Source organism: Rhizobium sp. 01N447_2 (assembly GCF_056399245.1).
In genome coordinates this window covers 1-17639 of sequence record NZ_JBFTQY010000041.1, presented here as the reverse complement: position 1 = coordinate 17639, position 17639 = coordinate 1, and the positions used below count along the sequence as shown (strand labels likewise).

General features: G+C 61.9%; 16 protein-coding genes and 1 pseudogene. 5 read left to right on the top strand and 12 right to left on the bottom strand.

The window, feature by feature from the left end; all coding sequences use genetic code 11:
- Positions 1–24 precede the first annotated feature (24 nt).
- From AC1ECN_RS24030 to argE, 7 genes are all read right to left on the bottom strand, one after another.
- Entirely contained in the window at positions 25–1980 is a 1956-nt protein-coding gene (locus AC1ECN_RS24030; protein WP_130665553.1) for an SARP family transcriptional regulator, read from the bottom strand.
- Positions 1981–2206: 226 nt separating this feature from the next.
- Complete coding sequence (locus AC1ECN_RS24025) at positions 2207–3664, bottom strand: NAD-dependent succinate-semialdehyde dehydrogenase (protein WP_020397588.1); 1458 nt, start codon at positions 3662–3664, stop codon at positions 2207–2209.
- A gap of 15 nt (positions 3665–3679) precedes the next feature.
- Positions 3680–4723, bottom strand: coding sequence for a tartrate dehydrogenase (locus tag AC1ECN_RS24020; protein WP_477954304.1), 1044 nt, complete (start codon positions 4721–4723; stop codon positions 3680–3682).
- 9 nt (positions 4724–4732) lie between these two features.
- Positions 4733–6196 (bottom strand): aldehyde dehydrogenase family protein, encoded by a 1464-nt coding sequence (locus tag AC1ECN_RS24015; RefSeq protein WP_130726087.1) that lies wholly within the window; start codon positions 6194–6196, stop codon positions 4733–4735.
- 123 nt (positions 6197–6319) lie between these two features.
- Positions 6320–6673: a cupin domain-containing protein gene (locus AC1ECN_RS24010; protein WP_018072944.1), complete on the bottom strand. Its 354-nt coding sequence runs from the start codon at positions 6671–6673 to the stop codon at positions 6320–6322.
- A 25-nt stretch (positions 6674–6698) separates the two neighbouring features.
- The gene (locus AC1ECN_RS24005) at positions 6699–7622 is read right to left on the bottom strand and encodes a 2-hydroxyacid dehydrogenase (RefSeq protein WP_477954302.1); all 924 of its coding nucleotides are present in this window, start codon (positions 7620–7622) and stop codon (positions 6699–6701) included.
- 27 nt (positions 7623–7649) lie between these two features.
- Positions 7650–8771, bottom strand: coding sequence for an acetylornithine deacetylase (gene argE, locus AC1ECN_RS24000; RefSeq protein ID WP_024319630.1), 1122 nt, complete (start codon positions 8769–8771; stop codon positions 7650–7652).
- A 262-nt stretch (positions 8772–9033) separates the two neighbouring features.
- Here argE and AC1ECN_RS23995 point away from each other — a divergent pair, with 262 nt between their 5' ends.
- Entirely contained in the window at positions 9034–9954 is a 921-nt protein-coding gene (locus AC1ECN_RS23995; RefSeq protein ID WP_027688306.1) for a GNAT family N-acetyltransferase, read from the top strand.
- A 31-nt stretch (positions 9955–9985) separates the two neighbouring features.
- Here the strand turns inward: AC1ECN_RS23995 and AC1ECN_RS23990 are convergent, their stop codons facing one another.
- Together AC1ECN_RS23990 and AC1ECN_RS23985 are read right to left on the bottom strand one after the other, a co-directional pair.
- A complete protein-coding gene (locus tag AC1ECN_RS23990) occupies positions 9986–10186 on the bottom strand; it encodes a hypothetical protein (protein WP_027688305.1) in 201 nt (66 codons plus the stop codon).
- Positions 10187–10580: 394 nt separating this feature from the next.
- Complete coding sequence (locus AC1ECN_RS23985) at positions 10581–10892, bottom strand: hypothetical protein (RefSeq protein WP_027688304.1); 312 nt, start codon at positions 10890–10892, stop codon at positions 10581–10583.
- Positions 10893–11153: 261 nt separating this feature from the next.
- Here AC1ECN_RS23985 and AC1ECN_RS23980 point away from each other — a divergent pair, with 261 nt between their 5' ends.
- From AC1ECN_RS23980 to AC1ECN_RS23970, 3 genes are read left to right on the top strand one after another with little or no spacing between them, the layout of a single operon-like run.
- Complete coding sequence (locus AC1ECN_RS23980; protein ID WP_024319632.1) at positions 11154–12059, top strand: LysR substrate-binding domain-containing protein; 906 nt, start codon at positions 11154–11156, stop codon at positions 12057–12059.
- A gap of 56 nt (positions 12060–12115) precedes the next feature.
- Entirely contained in the window at positions 12116–13246 is a 1131-nt protein-coding gene (locus AC1ECN_RS23975) for an HPP family protein (protein ID WP_024319633.1), read from the top strand.
- Between the two features lie 43 nt (positions 13247–13289).
- Entirely contained in the window at positions 13290–13553 is a 264-nt protein-coding gene (locus AC1ECN_RS23970) for a DUF6522 family protein (protein WP_018072952.1), read from the top strand.
- A 90-nt stretch (positions 13554–13643) separates the two neighbouring features.
- Here AC1ECN_RS23970 and ydiJ read toward each other — a convergent pair whose 3' ends face one another.
- The gene (ydiJ, locus tag AC1ECN_RS23965; protein WP_477954299.1) at positions 13644–16691 is read right to left on the bottom strand and encodes a D-2-hydroxyglutarate dehydrogenase YdiJ; all 3048 of its coding nucleotides are present in this window, start codon (positions 16689–16691) and stop codon (positions 13644–13646) included.
- 145 nt (positions 16692–16836) lie between these two features.
- Between ydiJ and AC1ECN_RS23960 the strand changes: the two genes are divergently transcribed.
- Positions 16837–16983, top strand: coding sequence for a hypothetical protein (locus AC1ECN_RS23960; protein WP_165448373.1), 147 nt, complete (start codon positions 16837–16839; stop codon positions 16981–16983).
- Positions 16984–17133: 150 nt separating this feature from the next.
- On the opposite strand, the gene AC1ECN_RS23955 is transcribed toward AC1ECN_RS23960, so the two are convergent.
- Positions 17134–17391 carry a hypothetical protein gene (locus tag AC1ECN_RS23955; protein ID WP_018072955.1) on the bottom strand — a complete coding sequence of 86 codons (258 nt, stop codon included), beginning with the start codon at positions 17389–17391 and terminating at the stop codon, positions 17134–17136.
- A gap of 49 nt (positions 17392–17440) precedes the next feature.
- Positions 17441–17639: pseudogene (gene groEL / locus AC1ECN_RS23950) on the bottom strand (chaperonin GroEL); the annotation flags it as partial.

Genomic DNA, 17639 nt, shown 5'->3' with positions numbered 1-17639 from the left:
ATGATGTGAAGATTTGTCCGGAGTTCAGCGCAGCTTGGCGCCGGCCTTGAGCAGGCCGTCGATCAAAATCTGCCCGCCGCCTGTGTCGAGCAGCGGATAGCCGCTGCCGCGGAAGGCGTTGATGGAGAAGCTGCCCTCGACCGTCTCAAGACGCTGCAGGTAATGCCGCGCGCCGCCGAGATTGTTGGAATGGGCGTGACTGGAGGTAAGATAGCGCAGCAGACTGTTGAAGTTCGGCCGTGCCCGGAGGGCTTCTTCGCCTGCAGCTATGGCTGCGGCATGATCGCCCGCAAGCGCTGCCGCAATGCATTTGGTCGTATCGAAGTAATATTTATGCGGGCTGTAGACGCCGAGCTCTTGTACCCAACGCGCCATGGCCACCGCCTTGTCGGGCTGGCCTGCATAGCAGTGCAGCATCGCATAGAGATCCCAGCTGAGCGGCAGGGCCGGGTTCAGGCGGATCGATTTTTCGAACAGGTTGGCCGCATAGTCGTATTCGCCGAATAAGAACGAATGGACGTGGCCGACGAGCGCAAGCGACACGGAATTCTGCGGATCGAGTTCCAGCGCTTTGCGTGCATATGCCTGAGCTTGCTCGATCAGATGCGCGTCAAGCGCGTTGAAACGTTGGCCAACCTGGAAAGTCCGGATGAATGACAGCCACGCAAAAGTCGATGACCGCGGCTGATACTGGATCTGTTCTTCCAGGCGCCGCTCCGCATTATCCAGATCGCTACGCGACAGCCGAAAGATCGCATTGACGGCGTCGATCAGGAGGCCGTCTTGCGACAATCGACTGTCGTTTGCCTGGGTCTCCAGGAAATAGGTCAGCTGATCGACGGCCTGGCTGATCAGCGCAGCGGCGGTGCCGAACTCGCCTCGCTCGAACTGCGTGCGGTTGATTGCCTGACTGCTCAGCCAATGAATACGGTTATTGATCAGGTGCTTCATCACCAGTTCGATCATCACCATGTCACCGTCAAACGTGAGGCGAAGCTGTAGGCATATCGGAAGGCTGATCCGCTGTTCGCTCTCTTCAATATCCGGCAAGGTGAAGGAGAGGTCGCTGACGCCAATGGCCAGCCCATCGGTGATGGCTTTTGCAATGAGATTCTGGAACCGTGTCGCAGCAATTTGTCCGCCCTCTCCAACACCCACCACGATAGGGGGCTTAAGGACCATGACCCATTGCCAGTCACCGTCTGCCGGCCGCCGATATGGGTTGCTGCTGGCGATTTCCGCGGGTTTGCCTTGTCTTGGCACATCCGGGGCACCCGTCAGAGGTAGCAGGGCGGAATGTTTGGCAATATCGCGGCTCGGCTGCTGTCGCGGCTCGAAGACGTCGTGGACTTGTCCTACATTGAGCCGGCTATACCAGTTCTGCCGTTCAAGCGTTAACCAGTCCTCGAATTCTGGATCGCGGATGTCTATACCTTCGAGCAACTCGTCGGTGATTTGATCCGCGGACCGCTTTGTCCGAACCTCCAGTTCGGTATCAAGAACGAGTCGGTCCATATCCAGCCAAACGGTATTCTTATCCGCAATCAAGAGATCACGCGCAGGCCCCAGACTCTTATGAATGTCCAAAAGGGCCTGGCGCAGACTGGCTGCCGCCTGGTCGTCGGAGCGATCACTCCACAACTTGTCCCGAAGCCAGATTCTCGAGCGCGAGCCCCGGGCGGACAATGCAAGCATCGCCAGAAGAGCCTGGGCCTTTTTGGATTTCGGAGTAACCGACCGCCCCCCAGCGTCCACAAGGGCAAAAGGCCCGAGCAGGAACATCCGAAACGGATCGTGCTCCTTGTTCATGCGATCCACCGGCCCCGCCCCCGTTGCCTCCGATACGCTCGTTTGGCGGCCGGAAAACCTGGCATCCGGGGACCAGTCTGCCACAACTGCGGCGTCTGGCAAGCAACCGAGAAGGGAAACCGGGATTGCGAAATGTAAATCTATGCTATGGAGATGATCGAACTGAAGCATAACCGGTTGAAATCCCTCTGCGTAACTTCGCAAACCGGCCGTAGCACCCTGCCGTCAAAGCAGCGTCAAAGAAATGTTGTTTTAGGCGCCGTAATTTTGCAGGAATCCGCCAAAGGCTGCGGAGTATTCGAAACGGCGTGTCGGAGTTGCTCCAGCAGGAGCATCGGCCGTCGTTCCGATCATCCAGCGCCGGGATGATTTCCCGGCGTTCTTTGTTTTCCTATGGTCAGGCAAGCCCGCCGATGTGGAAGCTCTTCATTTCGAGATATTCCTCAATGCCGCATTGCGCGCCCTCACGGCCAAGACCGGATTGTTTGACGCCGCCGAAGGGAGCGACCTCGGTCGAGATCGCCCCTGTGTTCAGGCCGACCATCCCGAATTCGAGCGCTTCGGCGACACGCCAGGAGCGTTTCAGGCTCCCGGTGTAGAAATAGGCCGCAAGCCCGAAGGGCGTGGCGTTGGCGATGCGGATCGCCTCTTCCTCGTTGTCGAAACGGAAAAGCGGGGCAACGGGTCCGAAGGTCTCTTCGCTGGCAAGCTGCATCTCGGTCGTCGCACCGCCGAGCACCATCGGCACCGCATATTGATTGCCTTCAGGCACGGAACCCGCGGTGGTAAGGATCCTCGCTCCCTTTTCCACCGCATCGTCGACATGGCGCTTGATCTTCTCGATCGCCGCCTTGTTGATCATCGGCCCGATATCGGTGCCGGCATCCGTGCCGGCCCCGACCTTCATGGCCGATACGCGCGCCGAAAGTTTGGCGGCAAAGGCCTCATAGACGCCGGACTGGACGAGAAGCCGGTTGGCGCAGACGCAGGTCTGCCCGCCATTGCGGAATTTCGATGCGATTGCGCCTTCCACGGCCAGATCGAGATCGGCGTCGTCGAAGACGATGAAGGGCGCGTTGCCGCCGAGTTCGAGGCTGAGCCGCTTGACGCTGTCGGCCGCGCCGCGCATCAGCAGCGAGCCGACGCGGGTCGAGCCGGTGAAAGAGATCTTGCGGACGGTCTGGTTCGCCATCAGTTCGTCGCCGATGCCGGCCGGCATGCCGGTGACGATATTGATCACCCCCTTGGGGATGCCGGCGCGCTCTGCCAATACGCCGAGCGCCAGCGCCGAAAAGGGGGTCAGGTCCGATGGTTTGACGACGACGGTGCAGCCTGCGGCGAGCGCCGGCCCGACCTTGCGGGTGATCATCGCATTCGGAAAATTCCACGGCGTGATGATCGCCGACACGCCGACGGGCTCCTTCAAAACGACGATCCGCCGATCCGCCGTCGGCGAGGGAATGGTCGTTCCGCCGATGCGGCGCGCCTCCTCGGAAAACCATTTGATGAACGAGGCGCCGTAGCGGATTTCACCGCGCGCCTCCGTCAGCGGCTTGCCCTGCTCACGGGTCAGGATCAGCGCCAGATCCTCGATATTATCGAGCATCAGATCGTGCCAGGCTTCCAGCAACGCGCCGCGCTCGGCATTGGTCTTTGCGCGCCATGGACCGAAGGCCTTTTCCGCCGCCGCGATCGCCGTTCTCGTATCGGCTCCGTCCATGTCGGGCACCGTGCCCAGCACATGCTGGGTCGCCGGATCGATCACCTCGATCGTGCGCCCGGTTTCAGCCCCGCGCCATTCTCCGTCGATCAGCCCCAGCTCACGAAGCAGACTGCTATCCCTTAATCCGTTCATTCTGTTCTCCATTGATCAGCCGAGTGCCGAAAGCACCGATGCCGTGATCGCGTCGGTCTTGTCCTTGCCGGGAATTGCGCCGATGCCGCGTGCCGTCGTCGCCTCGATTGATGCCATCACCCTTGCGGCGGCAGCCGCTTCTCCCAAATGCTCCAGCATCATCGCGCCAGACCAGATGGCGGCGATCGGATTGGCGATGCCGAGATCAGCGATATCGGGCGCCGACCCGTGGACCGGTTCGAACATCGAGGGCGCCGAACGATCGGGATTGATATTGGCGGAGGCGGCAAAGCCGAGCCCGCCCTGGATGGCGGCGCCGAGGTCGGTGAGAATATCGCCGAACAGGTTGGAGGCGACCACGACGTCGAGACTATCAGGCGCCATGACCATGCGGGCGGCCATGGCGTCGATATGGTAGCTGGTCACCTCGACATCGGGAAATTCGGCAGAAAGCCTCTGGGTGATCTCGTCCCAGAAGACCATCGAATATTTCTGGGCGTTGGACTTCGTCACCGAGGCAAGCTTGCCGCTGCGCGCACGCGCTTGCTCAAAGCCGAAACGCAGGATGCGCTCGACTCCCTTGCGGGTGAAAATCGAGGTCTCCACAGCCACTTCATTATCGGTCCCCTGGTGGACGCGGCCACCAGCGCCGGAATATTCGCCTTCGGTATTTTCACGAATGCAGAGGATGTCGAAGCCGTCAGACCGCAACGGTCCCTGCACACYCGGCAGCAGCCGGTGCGGGCGGATATTGGCATATTGCACGAAAGCCTTGCGGATCGGCAGCAGAAGTCCGTGCAGCGATACGGAATCCGGCACTTTGCGAGGCCAGCCGACGGCGCCGAGCAGGATGGCGTCGAAGGATCTGAGCGTTTCGATGCCATCGGCGGGCATCATGCTGCCATTCTCCAGATAGTAGTCGCAGGACCAGGGATAGCTGGTTGCATCAAGAGAAAATCCGTTCGATTGAGCGGCCTTTTCGAGCACGGCCCAGGCCGCTGCCGTCACRTCGCGGCCGATGCCGTCTCCGGGCAGAAGGGCAATCTTGTAGGTCTTCATCGCAGGTCCTCACAGGCTGATGAGCACACTCTTGCTCTTGCGGTTGGCGAGATAGGCTTCGCGCCCGAGATCCTTGCCGATGCCGGACTGCTTGTAGCCGCCGGTCGGCAGGATATGGTCGCGTGAGCGGCCGTAGCGGTTGACCCAGACGGTGCCGGCCTGAAGGCGGCGGGTCACGCGGATGGCACGCGAGAGATCGCGGGTGAAGAGGCCGGCGGCGAGCCCGTAGGCCGGATGGTCGGCGAGGCTGAGCGCCTCCTCCTCGTCCTCGAAGGTCTGAATGGTCAGGACCGGTCCAAAAATTTCCTCCAGAACCGCCGGCGATGTTGCCGTCACGCCTGACATCAGGGTCGGTGCGTAGAAATAGCCTTCGCGGTCGAGCCGGCGGCCGCCGGTGAGGCATTCGGCGCCGTCGTCGATGGCGGCACGGATGATACCGTCCATGCGGGCGATCTGGCGTTCGGAGATGACGGGCGAATAGTCAGTCGCCTCATCCCAGGTGGGGCCCGGGCGGATGGCCGCCAGCCTCTCGATAAGTGCTGCCGCGAGCGCGTCCGCCACCTTCGCCTCGACGATCAGGCGGGATCCGCAAACGCAGGCCTGACCGGCGTTGGAGAGAATGCTGCCGGCGATTGCGCCCGCCGCAAGCTCGAGATCGGCATCGGCGAAAACCAGCTGCGGGCTCTTGCCGCCGAGTTCGAGCGTCATCGGCTTCACGCCGGTGCGGGCGATATTGGTCATGATCGCCGCGCCGGCTGCCGTCGAGCCGGTGAAGCTGATCTTGGAGATGCCTGGATGTCCGGTGATCGCATTTCCGGTGGTCGGGCCGTCGCCGAGCACGATGTTGACGAGACCGGCCGGCAGGCCCGCCCGCACCGAAAGTTCGGCGAGATAGAGTGTGGAAAACGGCGTCATTTCCGATGGCTTCAACACCACCGCATTGCCTGCCGCCAGCGCCGGACCGAGCTTCCAGCCGGCCATGGACAAGGGAAAATTCCAGGGCGTGATGGCGCCGACGACGCCATAGGGTTCCGTCATGATCATGCCGAAGTTCGCATCGTCGGTCGGGACGAGGTCGCCGCCCTCCTTGTCGGCGAATTCGGCAAAGAAACGGATCTGCTCGGCGGTGACGGCGATGTCGCCGGCGACGAGATGACCGATGGGCCGTGTCGAGGAGAGCGCCTCGAGCCTGGCGAGGGGCTCCGCCTCGGCTTCGATCAGGTCCGCCCAGCGCTGCAGCGCCACGGTGCGCTCGCGTGGCCGCACACCACCCCAATTGCTCGTCTTCAACGCGGTCCTGGCGGTTTCGACGGCCTGATCGACAAGGACCTCGTCGGCCAGCGGGCAGCCGGCATAGGCCTTGCCGTCGGATGGACGGTGCATGTCGATGACGGCCTCGGCCGGAACCAGCCGGCCGCCGATGAAATGCCCGACGGGCGTGGAAATCGTGTTCGGATCGAAGCTGAGTGTCATCGCATGTCCTCGGGATGGGCTGAGACAAGCCTAACTGGGGAACGCGAGCAGCATGCATCGACCGGTGGTGCCGCAGCGGCGAAAAATTGCGTTTTCGCCGCTGCGGCAGTCAAATCTACGGCGTCACGTCACGGTGACGTAGATCTTGCGCACCGTCTCGATCGTCTTCCAGACGCCAATAAAGCCCGGCTTCATGACGAAGCTGTCGCCCGCCTTGTAGACCACCGGTTCACCGCCTTCCGGCGTGAGTTCGATCAGGCCGGAAAGGATGTGGCAGAACTCGAAGGTCTCGCCTTTGATCGAGCGTGTCTCGCCGGGTGTCGCTTCCCAGACACCGCTATGAACCGACTCGCTGCGGGCGACATCCTGTGCCCAGGTCTTGAAGGCAGGATTGCCCGAGATCAGCCGTTCGGGGAGGGGGCCGGATTCGCGCGGCGCGAAGGATGGGTTGGTGTCGATCGTCTTGAGGAGGGACATGATTTTGCTTTCCTAGGTTGAGAACTCAGTAGCCGCGGTTGCGATCGATCAGTCCAATCGGATCGAGGCCGGCCTGGTGCCGCTTGATGTTGCCGATCACGGCCGCCGCGGCGGTTTCAGCTTGGGTGACGCTCGCAATGTGCGGCGTCAGCAGGATCTTCGGATGGTTCCAGAAGGCGTGGTCCTCAGGCAGCGGTTCCGGCTCGGTCACGTCGACGACGGCGCCGGAGAGATGCCCGGCGTCGAGCGTGTCGACGAGCGCCTGATGATCGAGCTGAGCGCCGCGGCCGACATGGACGAGTGCAGCGCCAGCCGGCAATCCGGCGAAGAGCTCGGCATTCAGGAAGCCGCGCGTCTCATCCGTCAGCGGCAGCAGGCAGACAAGAATGTCGGTGGTTGCAAGCAGAGTATCGAGACCGTCGCGGCCGCTCAGGCATCGGATGCCGTCGATCTCGCGCGGGCTGCGGCTCCAGCCCGAAAGCGGAAAGCCGAAGGGCTGCAGACGTTCGAGCGCGGCACTCCCAAGCATGCCGAGCCCGAGCACGCCGATGCGGCGTYCGGAGGCCTGCCTAGAAGCGATCGTCTGCCAGGTCCGGCGCCGCTGCTGGTGGAGATAGGCCGGCAGGTCGCGGTGCAGCGCAAGGACTGCCAGCGTCACATATTCCTGCATCATCCTGATGATGCCGTCCTCGACCATGCGCACGACCTTGACCGACGCAGGCACGGCATCAATGCGGAACTGGTCGATACCCGCGCCGATCGAAAAGAGGATTTCGAGATTGCGGTAGCGCGCGAGATCATCCGGCACCGTCCAGGTGATCAGGTAGCGCACGGCGTCTGGTTCGATCGAGTTGGGATCCATGGAAAAAGCAATGTCGGGCAGTTCGCGCGCGAAGGCTTCGGCGAAGATGGCGCCGCGCTTCGCATCGGAATTGAAGAGAAAAGTCATTGCGTCGGCTCCTTGATCTCGATGTCATCAGGCGCAGCGGCGGCCAAGCGCCTCGATCATCGCCTGGCAGGCGAGCAGTTCGCCGGTGAGGATGAATTCGTCCGGCTTGTGGGCGCGGCCGATGTCGCCGGGGCCGCAGATGATCGCGTCGATGCCCGCGCGCTGGAAAAGGCCGGCCTCCGTGCCGTAGCTAACGGCGGCGAGCGGCTCGATACCGGTCAGTTCGCCAAGCAGGGCCGCAAGCGGCGCATCGGCGGCAAGCGAAAGCGCCGGATAGGCGCTGAGTTCGCGCCATTCCACCTGGAAGCCGAGCGGCGACAGCGCCTCGGCCGATGCTCGGAGCGGCGCCAGCAAAGTGGCGGGATCGACGCCGGAAATGGCCCGCGCTTCGAACTCGGCCTCGCAGCTGTCGGGAATGATGTTGACCGCCTGGCCGCCCTTCAGCGTGCCGACCTGAAGCGAGGAGTAGGGCGGTTCGAAGACATGCTCGAATGGGCCGGAGGTGAGGTATTCAGCTTCGGCGCGAGCGCAGGCCAGAACATCGGTGATGGCATGGATTGCGTTCAGTCCCAGGTCCGGACGCGAGGAATGGCCGGACTGGCCCCTGACCGTCAGCCGGGCGGCGGCCTTGCCCTTGTGGGCGCGGATTGCCCGCATGCCGCTCGGCTCGCCGATGATCGCGCCAAGCGGGGCTGCGCAGAGCTCCGGCAGGCGGGCGATCATGTGCGGCACGCCGCGGCAGCCGGCCTCCTCGTCATAGGAAAAGGCAAGGTGGACGGGCTGGCGAAGCGGCATGGCAGCAAGCGCTGGGACGGTCGCGAGAACGGCGGCCAGGAAGCCCTTCATGTCGGTGGCGCCGCGACCGTAGAGGCGGTCCGCTTCGGCCCGCAGGCGGAACGGATCGCTGGTCCAGCCGCCCTCGGCGGCGGGGACCACGTCCATATGGCCTGAGAGGATATAGCCTGGCGTTTCCCTCGGGCCGATGGTGGCGAAGAGGTTCGACCGGTCTCCCTCCGGGCCGGGAAGCTCCGTGACGACAGCGCCGTGGCTTTGCAGATAGCGCCGGATCCACGCCACGATCTCACCGTTCGGCGTGCCGACGACGGAGGGGAAGCCAACGAGCCTTTCGAGAATTTCAATTGCCTGCATGGGATTCCTCACAGTGCGCGGATCTTCGAGGTGCTTGCAACTGGGCTGACGGGAGGCGACATTCCAGGTTCTCACGGTGAACGACGACTGCGGCCGGTCGGGCCTAGCCAATGACTTTAGAGGACGGCCCAGGCTTTATTTGCCGAAAGCGCAGCGGATTTGGTCGATTGTTGTGTTTGCGCCGGCCTCACCAGTGAATTGTATCGAACGATCTGTTCTAGTCTCGGCAGAGAAGTTTCCGGGCACAGGCTTGGCCAGAAAAATGCGGCAGGGGGTGGGAGTGAGTGAACTGACATCCGAATCCAGGTTCGTCGATAGTTTCGAGACGCACATTGCCGGGATCGACAGCGTTGCCCTCGACCAGTTGCATGCGCTGTCGATGACCGTCGCCTGGCCGCATCGTGGCGAAGACTGGCAGTTCTTGCGGGAATTCGGCCAGGGCATCGTGGCGATCGATGACATCGGCCGCATCCTGGGCTCTGCGATGTGGTTTCCCTACGACGCGCAATTTGCCACGATCGGTATGGTCATCACCTCGCCTCGTCTTCAAACAAATGGCGCCGGGCAATGGCTCATGGGCCACGCGCTGGAGCAGGTCGCCGGGCGCAACCTCGGGCTGAATGCGACGCGTGCAGCGCGACGTCTCTATCGGTCCCTGAACTTTGTTCGCGAGGCGCTCGTCTTTCAATGCCAGGGCGAAGCGGTCTCGCCGCCGGATGTGGAGCTGCCGTCCGGTGCGGTGATACGGGCAGTGGAGGCTGGCGATCTGGAAGCGATCGCCGAATTGGACTGCGTGGCCTTCGGCACCGATCGCAAGCTGCTCCTGGCTCGGCTGATGGCAAATTCCAAAGGCATCGTGTTGACCCGCGCCGGCAGGATCGAGGCTTTCTCGCTTTGCCGGCGGTTCGGGCGTGGCCATGTCATCGGTCCTATTGTGGCGCGCAGTGACGCGGACGCGATCGCCGTCGTCCGCCCGCATGCGGCTGAGCATGCAGGATCGTTCCTGCGCCTCGACACACGCGAGCAGGGCGGAACCTTTTCCGAGTTCCTCTCTCGCTGCGGACTTCCCGTTTACGACATCGTGACGACCATGTCGCTCGGCGGCCCTTGGCTTCCGGTTTCGGGACATCAGGCAGCGCATGAGCCGAGAACCTATGCGCTCGTCAGCCAGGCGCTCGGTTGACGCAAGCCTAGCTGGCGATCGTTGTCGGGTTTTAAGCGCCGGGACAGACCGGCATGTCGATCAGAGCCTGCCGGCGCTCACATTCGGGCCGGAACGAACGATATTGCCAGAAACCTTCCGGACTTTCCCGTCGGTATACGGTCTCGAGCCAGTACACTGAGTCATCGATCGGCAAGACAGGATGCCACGCATACCATTCCGACCAGGTTTTTCCTGCCGGGTCGTTGTCCATGATCGCCACTCGCCTCCCCATCGTCAGCGCAACTCGAACATCCGTGCGGCGCGGGAGCCGTTGTCGTTACGAAACCGGATTTCGGCATCGTCACGATCAGGTCCCGGGATCGATGGTCTCGATTTCCTGGAGTCGAGAGACACCGATCGCGGGAGGTCCGATTTCTGCTTGCTGCGATCCCAGTGTGCTTCGGTAATGTTCTATAATACAGAATAACAGCGAAAGAATATTCTTCAATAGAGATCATTTGCTCGTATTGCGTGAAGTCTTCTTTGTCCCCCGTCGGGAGATGTTTCAGGTTGTAAGATGTGGCTCTGTTGACGAATGGGCGTCGACACCGCGATACGCTGCAGTGTTCAATCGCCACTGATCTGTTTGCGTGATGGTTGGATACTCAGGCGATCGAACGAAGCCCGAGGTAGGCAGCCAGACTGATGGCGGAGAGAGCGATCGTCAGCCTGGGTCTTGCATCGTCGAACATGGCTGCCAGCGCAAGGCCGAGCATCAGGATGAGCGATTTCGCCCAAAGATCCTGATCGGAGACGGTGAAAGCGATTGCCGCCAGAAAGACGGCGCTTGCGACGATTGTCACCGGGGCGGATTTCTCGGCGAGATCGCCGCCTGGGAAATACGGCAGAAGAAAACGGCGCATGCTCAAGCCTGAAGCGACGCTCAGAAGAAGACAGGTCAAGACAAGTTGCAACATTGAGGTCGTCGCCGATCGATCTGCAGATAGCCCTAGGCATGCAAACCTCATGCCAGCCTCAAACCCTCAAAACGTCATCCAACAGAGGCCATGTCGCGGCTTGCATGGCTATTTCCTCGGCGTCGCGACCCTTTTTTCGGCAATCGTTCGTCTGCTTGGGCTCATGATTTTGGTCCGATGCCGAAACCGGCTTGAGCTGAGGCAATGATTTTTATATAGAGAATTATCTATCGTCTTAATTCCGGAAACGAGATCCTTTCATTGGACCTTTCATCGATCGAGATATTCCTCGCCGTTGCCAGCGACCGCAGTGTTACCAAGGCTGCCAAGGCCGTAGGGCGGGTGCCGTCGAATGTGACGACGCGCGTCCAGCAATTGGAGGAGGACCTCGGCGTTTCGCTCTTCAGCCGTGACGGCAAGAAGATGACGTTGACACGTGAGGGCGAGACGTTTCTCGCCTATGCCAACCGGCTTATGGCGCTTGCGCTCGAAGCGCGCCAGGCCGTGCGGCCTCTCGCCCCATCGGGGACATTGCGGGTCGGCACCATGGAGAGCACGGCGGCAAGCAGGCTGCCGGCTGCGCTGACGCAATTCAATCAAATGTGGCCTGATGTGTCACTTCATCTGACGATGGGGGCGTCCCGCGATCTGACCCGCGACGTTCTCTCCAATGCGCTGGATTGCGCGCTGATTGCCCGCCCGCCGAAGACGATGCGCGAGGAAGACCCGAGCTTCGATGCCGAACTTAAGGCGCTGGAGATGGAGCCGGTTTTTGTCGAGGACCTGTTGATCGTGTTGCCGTCCGGGCATCCCTCCATCAAATCCGCCGCAGACCTGCGTGTCGGATCACTCGCCGCTTTGGAACCCGGCTGCACCTATCGCCGGATCGCCGAAAACTGGGCGCGCAAATCGAGCGCCCTGCCGACGAGCGAACTCGGCTCCTATCACGCTATCCTGGCGAGCGTTGCGACCGGCAATACGGCGGGCGTCATGCCGCGATCCGTCCTTGATCTCATGCACTGGCCGACGCCTGTCCAGACCCATCAGCTCGGGCCTGTCGAGACGCTGCTCGTCTACCGCAGGAATGATCGCCCAAGCGCGTTCAACGCATTCCACGAAGTCCTCAGCGCGACTAAAGGCAGAGATATCAGGCTGGCGACAAACTAGCCCGAACGTCTTCCTCCCTCGCCGCCAGATAATCCTCGCTTAAAATTGGTCTTGTCATGCAGTATCCCGTTTCCCCGAAGGTGGGACCGAGCCGCTTCCGCCGCTTCCGTTTGTTTTCACCTATTCTGGCCGGTGCGACCTTACGAGAGCGATTGATTGGATGTCTCGGCGCCTTGCTGGCCATTGGTCTCACCGGCGTCATCAGCGGCTATCTGTTCGGCCAGGGGCCGCATCTTCCCCTGATCGTCGCGCCGATGGGGGCGTCCGCGGTGCTTCTTTTCGCGGTGCCGGCAAGTCCGCTGGCGCAGCCATGGTCAATCATCGGCGGCAATACGATTTCCGCCCTGATGGGGATTATTGCCGCCTACTTCATTCGCGATCCGATCATCGCGACCGGCGTCGGCGTTTCGCTTGCCATCGGCGCGATGTCCTTCACGCGCTGCCTGCATCCACCGGGAGGAGCCGCTGCACTGACCGCCGTGCTCGGCGGTCCTGTCGTTGCCGGCTGGGGATTCCTCTTTCCTTTCGTGCCCGTCGCTTTGAACTCCTGCATTCTCGTCGGCCTTGGCTTGTTGTTCCACAAGCTTTCCAAGCGGAATTATCCGCACGTCGTTCCGAAATCCGCGGAGAATACCCATCAGACAATCGACCTGCCATCGGCCGTGCGGGTCGGTTTTCGCGAGGAGGATGTCGATGCGGCCCTCGAAGCGCTCGACGAAACCTTCGATATCGACCGGGCAGACCTCGGCCGGCTGTTGCAGCAGGTCGAGCTGCAAGCGGCCATCCGCTCAAACGGCAAGATCAGCTGTGCCGATATCATGTCGCGTGACGTGATCGCCATTGGCGAAGCTTCGGAGCCGGATGCCGCACGGCATCTTCTTTTGAAGCATAATATCCGCACCTTGCCGGTGAAGGACCCGGAGGGCCGTCTCGTCGGCGCTGTCGGCTTGCGGGAATTGTCGATGAGCACCGAGACCATCGCGCATGCGATCGCGAGGCCGGCGGTGGCCAGACCTTCGGATCCTGCTCTGTCGCTGTTGCCCGTTCTGACGGACGGGCACACGCATGCGGTCATCATTGTCGATGACGATTATCGGATCCTTGGCCTGATATCGCAGACGGATCTGCTGAGCGCAGTGGCGCGATTGCTGCCAAAGGAAGATAATGCGATCCCGGCAGTGGCCTGAGYCGGTTTGTCATCGATATGTAAAGCGGTGGGAGAATAAGCCGGTGTTGATCGAGCGTGATGCAAATGGCGATTTCATCCTGGAGTCATCCGAACTTGCGGAGCGGTTCGGACTGTCGCTGGCCGCGCTCCGCCGTCACATGCGACATGGCTCCGTCGTCAGCACGGTGGAAGTCGGCACGGCTGAACATGAGGGCACCAAGCGGGTGTCGCTTCGGCTCGGCAACAGGCTTTGGTGCGCGGTGCTAAACGACGCGAACGAAGTGCAGCACGAGCACATGACCGTTCTTCGGGGAAAAGCATCCTGATGCGTCCGGCCGAGATCATCATTATTGATGTATGGTGAGGCGTAACGTGTTGAAGCAGTTCCGTTTCTCGGCAAGGTATCTGAGTGCCCCCTATTGCGCGAAGTCTGGCTTTTCAGCAATTATCCGATCGATGACCTGAAACGGATGGGAAATGCGCTTGTCGTCGATTTCCTTCACCTGAGAGCGGCAGGAATATCCCGTTGCCATGAGGATATCGCCTTCGCCTGCCACATCAAGCTCTGGCTTCCAGCTCATCGCATAGAGGCGCTCGGAAATCGCCCGATTACTGGCCTCGTGACCAAAGGTGCCGGCCATTCCGCAACAGCCGGTTTGCACTGCCTGAAGATCGATGCCGAGGCTCTCGAACACTTTTTTCCATTGTGCGATTGAGCCAGGCGCATTGGTGCGTTCGGTGCAGTGGGCCATCAACCGGAAGCTCCTGCCTATGATGGTGGAGGGGGAAGCGGCAAGCCGGTCGAGATTGGCGACCAGCCATTCCTGCGGAAGGAGAATGGTCGCCTTCAGCACCTCCTTGTATTCGCTGCGAAAGGCGAGCGTCATCGACGGATCGAGCCCGACCAGCGCCACGCCCGTATCATCCAGCCGTTGCAGATAGTGCGCGGTCCGCCCTGCCGCAGCCTCGAAACGTCCGAGATAGCCATGAACGTGCAGGGCTTTGCCATTGACGTGGGATGCTGCGAGGAAGGGCGAAAGCCCCATTTTCCGTGCGAGCCCGATTGCGGCGAGGGCGACCTCAGGATCGAAATAGGCGGTAAACGCATCGGCGACGAAGATGACGCTCCGCTCCCTCTCACGCGGCGACAAGGCCTCGATTTGCCGAAGGGTCGCAAGCGGCACGCCAAGGCGGGCGGCTTCCTTCGCCAGAGAGATCGCCGGCAGACGGGGCAGGGACGTCAGTCCGGCGACGCGCATCATCATCCTGCCGGCTCGCGTGCCGACGACCAGGTTGTAGGCAGGTCGTATCCGGTGGACCAGGGGCAGGGTGGTTTCAATGGCTGCCACCAGCGGATCCTTCAGCGGACGGAGGTAGCGTCCGTAATAAAGTTCCAGGAATTTGGAGCGGAAGGCCGGGACGCTGACTTTCACGGGACATTGCCCCGCGCAGGCCTTGCACGCCAGACAGGTATCCATCGAAACGCGGACCTCGTGGGAAAAGTCGTCGCGATTTTGAGGGTTCAGCGAGTTGAAGGCGCGCCGCGCGAAGCTCGCGAGCGGGCCGCTTCGCCGCAAGCGCTTTGCCTCCTGGCGGGGATCGATGCCCTTCTCGGCAAGCAGCCTCAGCCATTCCCGCATCAGGGCGGCGCGGCCCTTGGGTGAAAAACGCCGGTCGCGTGTCGCCTTATAGGAGGGGCACATCGGGCTCGTTTCGTCGAAATCGAAACAGGCGCCGTTGCCGTTGCAATAGGCGGCATTGTCAAAGGCTGCGCGGATCTCGTTGCCGATGATGCGGTCGGTATCTCCCCGCAGCGGAACGTCGTCGATCTTCAGCAGTGCTTGCTCGCCGGAAGGGGTTGCGATCTTGCCCGGGTTGAGGCGGTTTTCCGGATCGAAAGCCCGTTTGATCTCCTGCAGGCTGGGATAGAGGTCGCCGAAAATTTCCGGCACATATTCGGAACGCACCCCCTTGCCGTGTTCCCCCCAGAGCACGCCGCCATATCTACGCGTCAGCGCCACGACGGCATCGCTGACCTCCCGGACCAGCCGGACATGGTCATCACGGGTGAGATCGAGGGCAGGCCGCACGTGCAGGACGCCGGCATCGACATGGCCGAACATGCCGTAGGAAAGGCCCGCGCCATCAAGCAATGCGCGGAACTCGCGGATATAGGCCGCGAGGTTTTCCGGCGGCACGGCGGTGTCCTCGACGAAGGCGACAGGCCTGACCGGTCCGTCCACATTGCCGAGCAGGCCGACCGCCCGTTTGCGCATCGACCAGATCGCCTCGACATCGGCATGATCCCGCGCAATCGTATAACCCATGTGATGCGCATTTGCGCCCGCAGCAAGCGCGGCAGTCACTTCGGCCAGCTTGCGGTCGAGTTCGGCTTCATCGTCGGCGAGCACTTCCGCGATATTGATGCCGTTTGTGGTTCGGCCGGCATCGTCGGGAAAAAAGCGGGCAATGCCGGTCCAGACGATGTCGCTCCTGGCGAGGCCTAGAACTTTTTCATCGACCGTTTCCACTGAGGCGACCTTCAACGCGACGAGCGTGCGGGCATCCTCCAATGCAGTGTTGAAGTCCCCGTAGCGAATATTGATCAGTGCCGCATGGGCGGGGATCGGCAGAAGGTTAAGTTCGGCTTCGGCGATCATCGCCAGCGTTCCCTCCGAGCCGCAGAGGATGGCATTGAGGTCGAAGCRTCCGTCGCCGCGCCGGATGTGCGCGAGATCGTAACCGGTCATATAGCGGTTGAGTTTCGGAAAAATATCGGTGATCCGGTCCCGTTTTTCGCGCGCGATGCGGTCGACCGTCCTGTGGATCTCGCCGACGCGATCCTGGCGCGCGGCGATCTCCGTGAGTGCCTCCGCATCGAGCGGGCGGGACCACCAGTCGGTCCCATCCGCAAGCACGATGCGCAATCCCAGCACATGGTTGCTGGTCTTGCCGTAGAGGCATGAACCCTGGCCGCAGGCATCGGTGGAGACCATGCCGCCGATGGTGGCGCGATTGGAGGTGGAGAGTTCAGGCGCAAAAAACAGGCCGTAGGGCTTCAACGCCTGGTTCAGCTGATCCTTGACCACGCCTGCCTGGACCCGCGCAATTTTCCTGATCGGGTCGATCTCGAGAATGGAATTCATGTGTCGCGAGCAGTCGACGACGATGCCTGAGGTGAGAGATTGACCGTTCGTGCCGGTTCCGCCGCCGCGCGGCGCGACGGTGATCCCCCGAAAAGCCGGCTCCGACAGCACGGCCGCCGTGATCTGCAGGTCTTCGATGCCCTTTGGGAAAAGGATGCCGGCCGGCTCGACCTGATAGATGGAATTGTCGGTCGAAAACACAGTCCGGCTTGCCGGGCCGGTCTCGATGTCACCGTCGAAGCCTGCCTCAACGAGCCGTTGGAAGAAATCCGCGGGGGGAAGGGGGATTGAAGCGTTCGGCTGGAGACGTGGAATCATTCTCCCAGAAATGCTCAAAAGATCCGATCCTTGTCAATTCCGCCGGACCCGCCAGTTCCGCGACGGACCGCGCAAAGGGAATTCGAGTTCTTGCCGGAGCTGGCTAAGGCCAGCGCGGCCGGGTGCGCGGCCCGAGCCGGTCGAGGTGGCGGCATGGAGCGTCATCGAGGCCGAACATGTCACCGGCGAAAACGTCGTCGTCAGCAGATGCGAGATCTATGTCGGAGCCACTCCGTCGCGGCGTGGTCACTGGTGCTGCGAGCGGGTCGACAGGCTACGCGAGATGGGCTGAGGGTTTACGCCGTCGGCCGAGGCCGACGCGCTCAGGGACTGTCCGACGAAAGCGGCGAAAAGCCTATCCGGGCTGATGCGTTCGAAACCGCTGACGTCGCCCGAATTGAAGTCTTCCCGACGGACCAGGCGACCGGCGGCGGCAGCATGGTCAAATTCCCGGAGCAGTAGGCGGGCGCTCGCTCGTTTCGAAGAGGCCGCGGGCCGCCTCGACCATCGACTGCAGGTGATCGGGGTCGCGCACGCCCTGTCGGTAGAGCTCGATGATGATGCTGGCCATTCGTTCGGCTTCGTCGCTGTTCCTTGCCACCCCGTAATCGGCACTGAACTTGTCGAAGACGCGCTGGCAGGTTGCAAGATCGCGGGAGTCCAGCGGCACCTGCGATCGGTTTTTGATCGTCTGAACCATCTCTATTCCCTCGGAAAAGGCCCGCCCGGTGGTGCGGGCGGGCGAGATTCTAGAAATCCATGCCGGGGCCGGCGGGCATCGGCGGCGGCGCGTCCTTCTTGGGCTTCTCGGCAATCATGGCTTCCGTCGTGACGAGAAGGCCGGCGATGGAGGCCGCATCCTGCAGCGCGGTGCGAACCACCTTGGCCGGATCGATGACGCCCTGCGCATAAAGGTCGCCATATTCGCCCGTCTGAGCATTCCAGCCG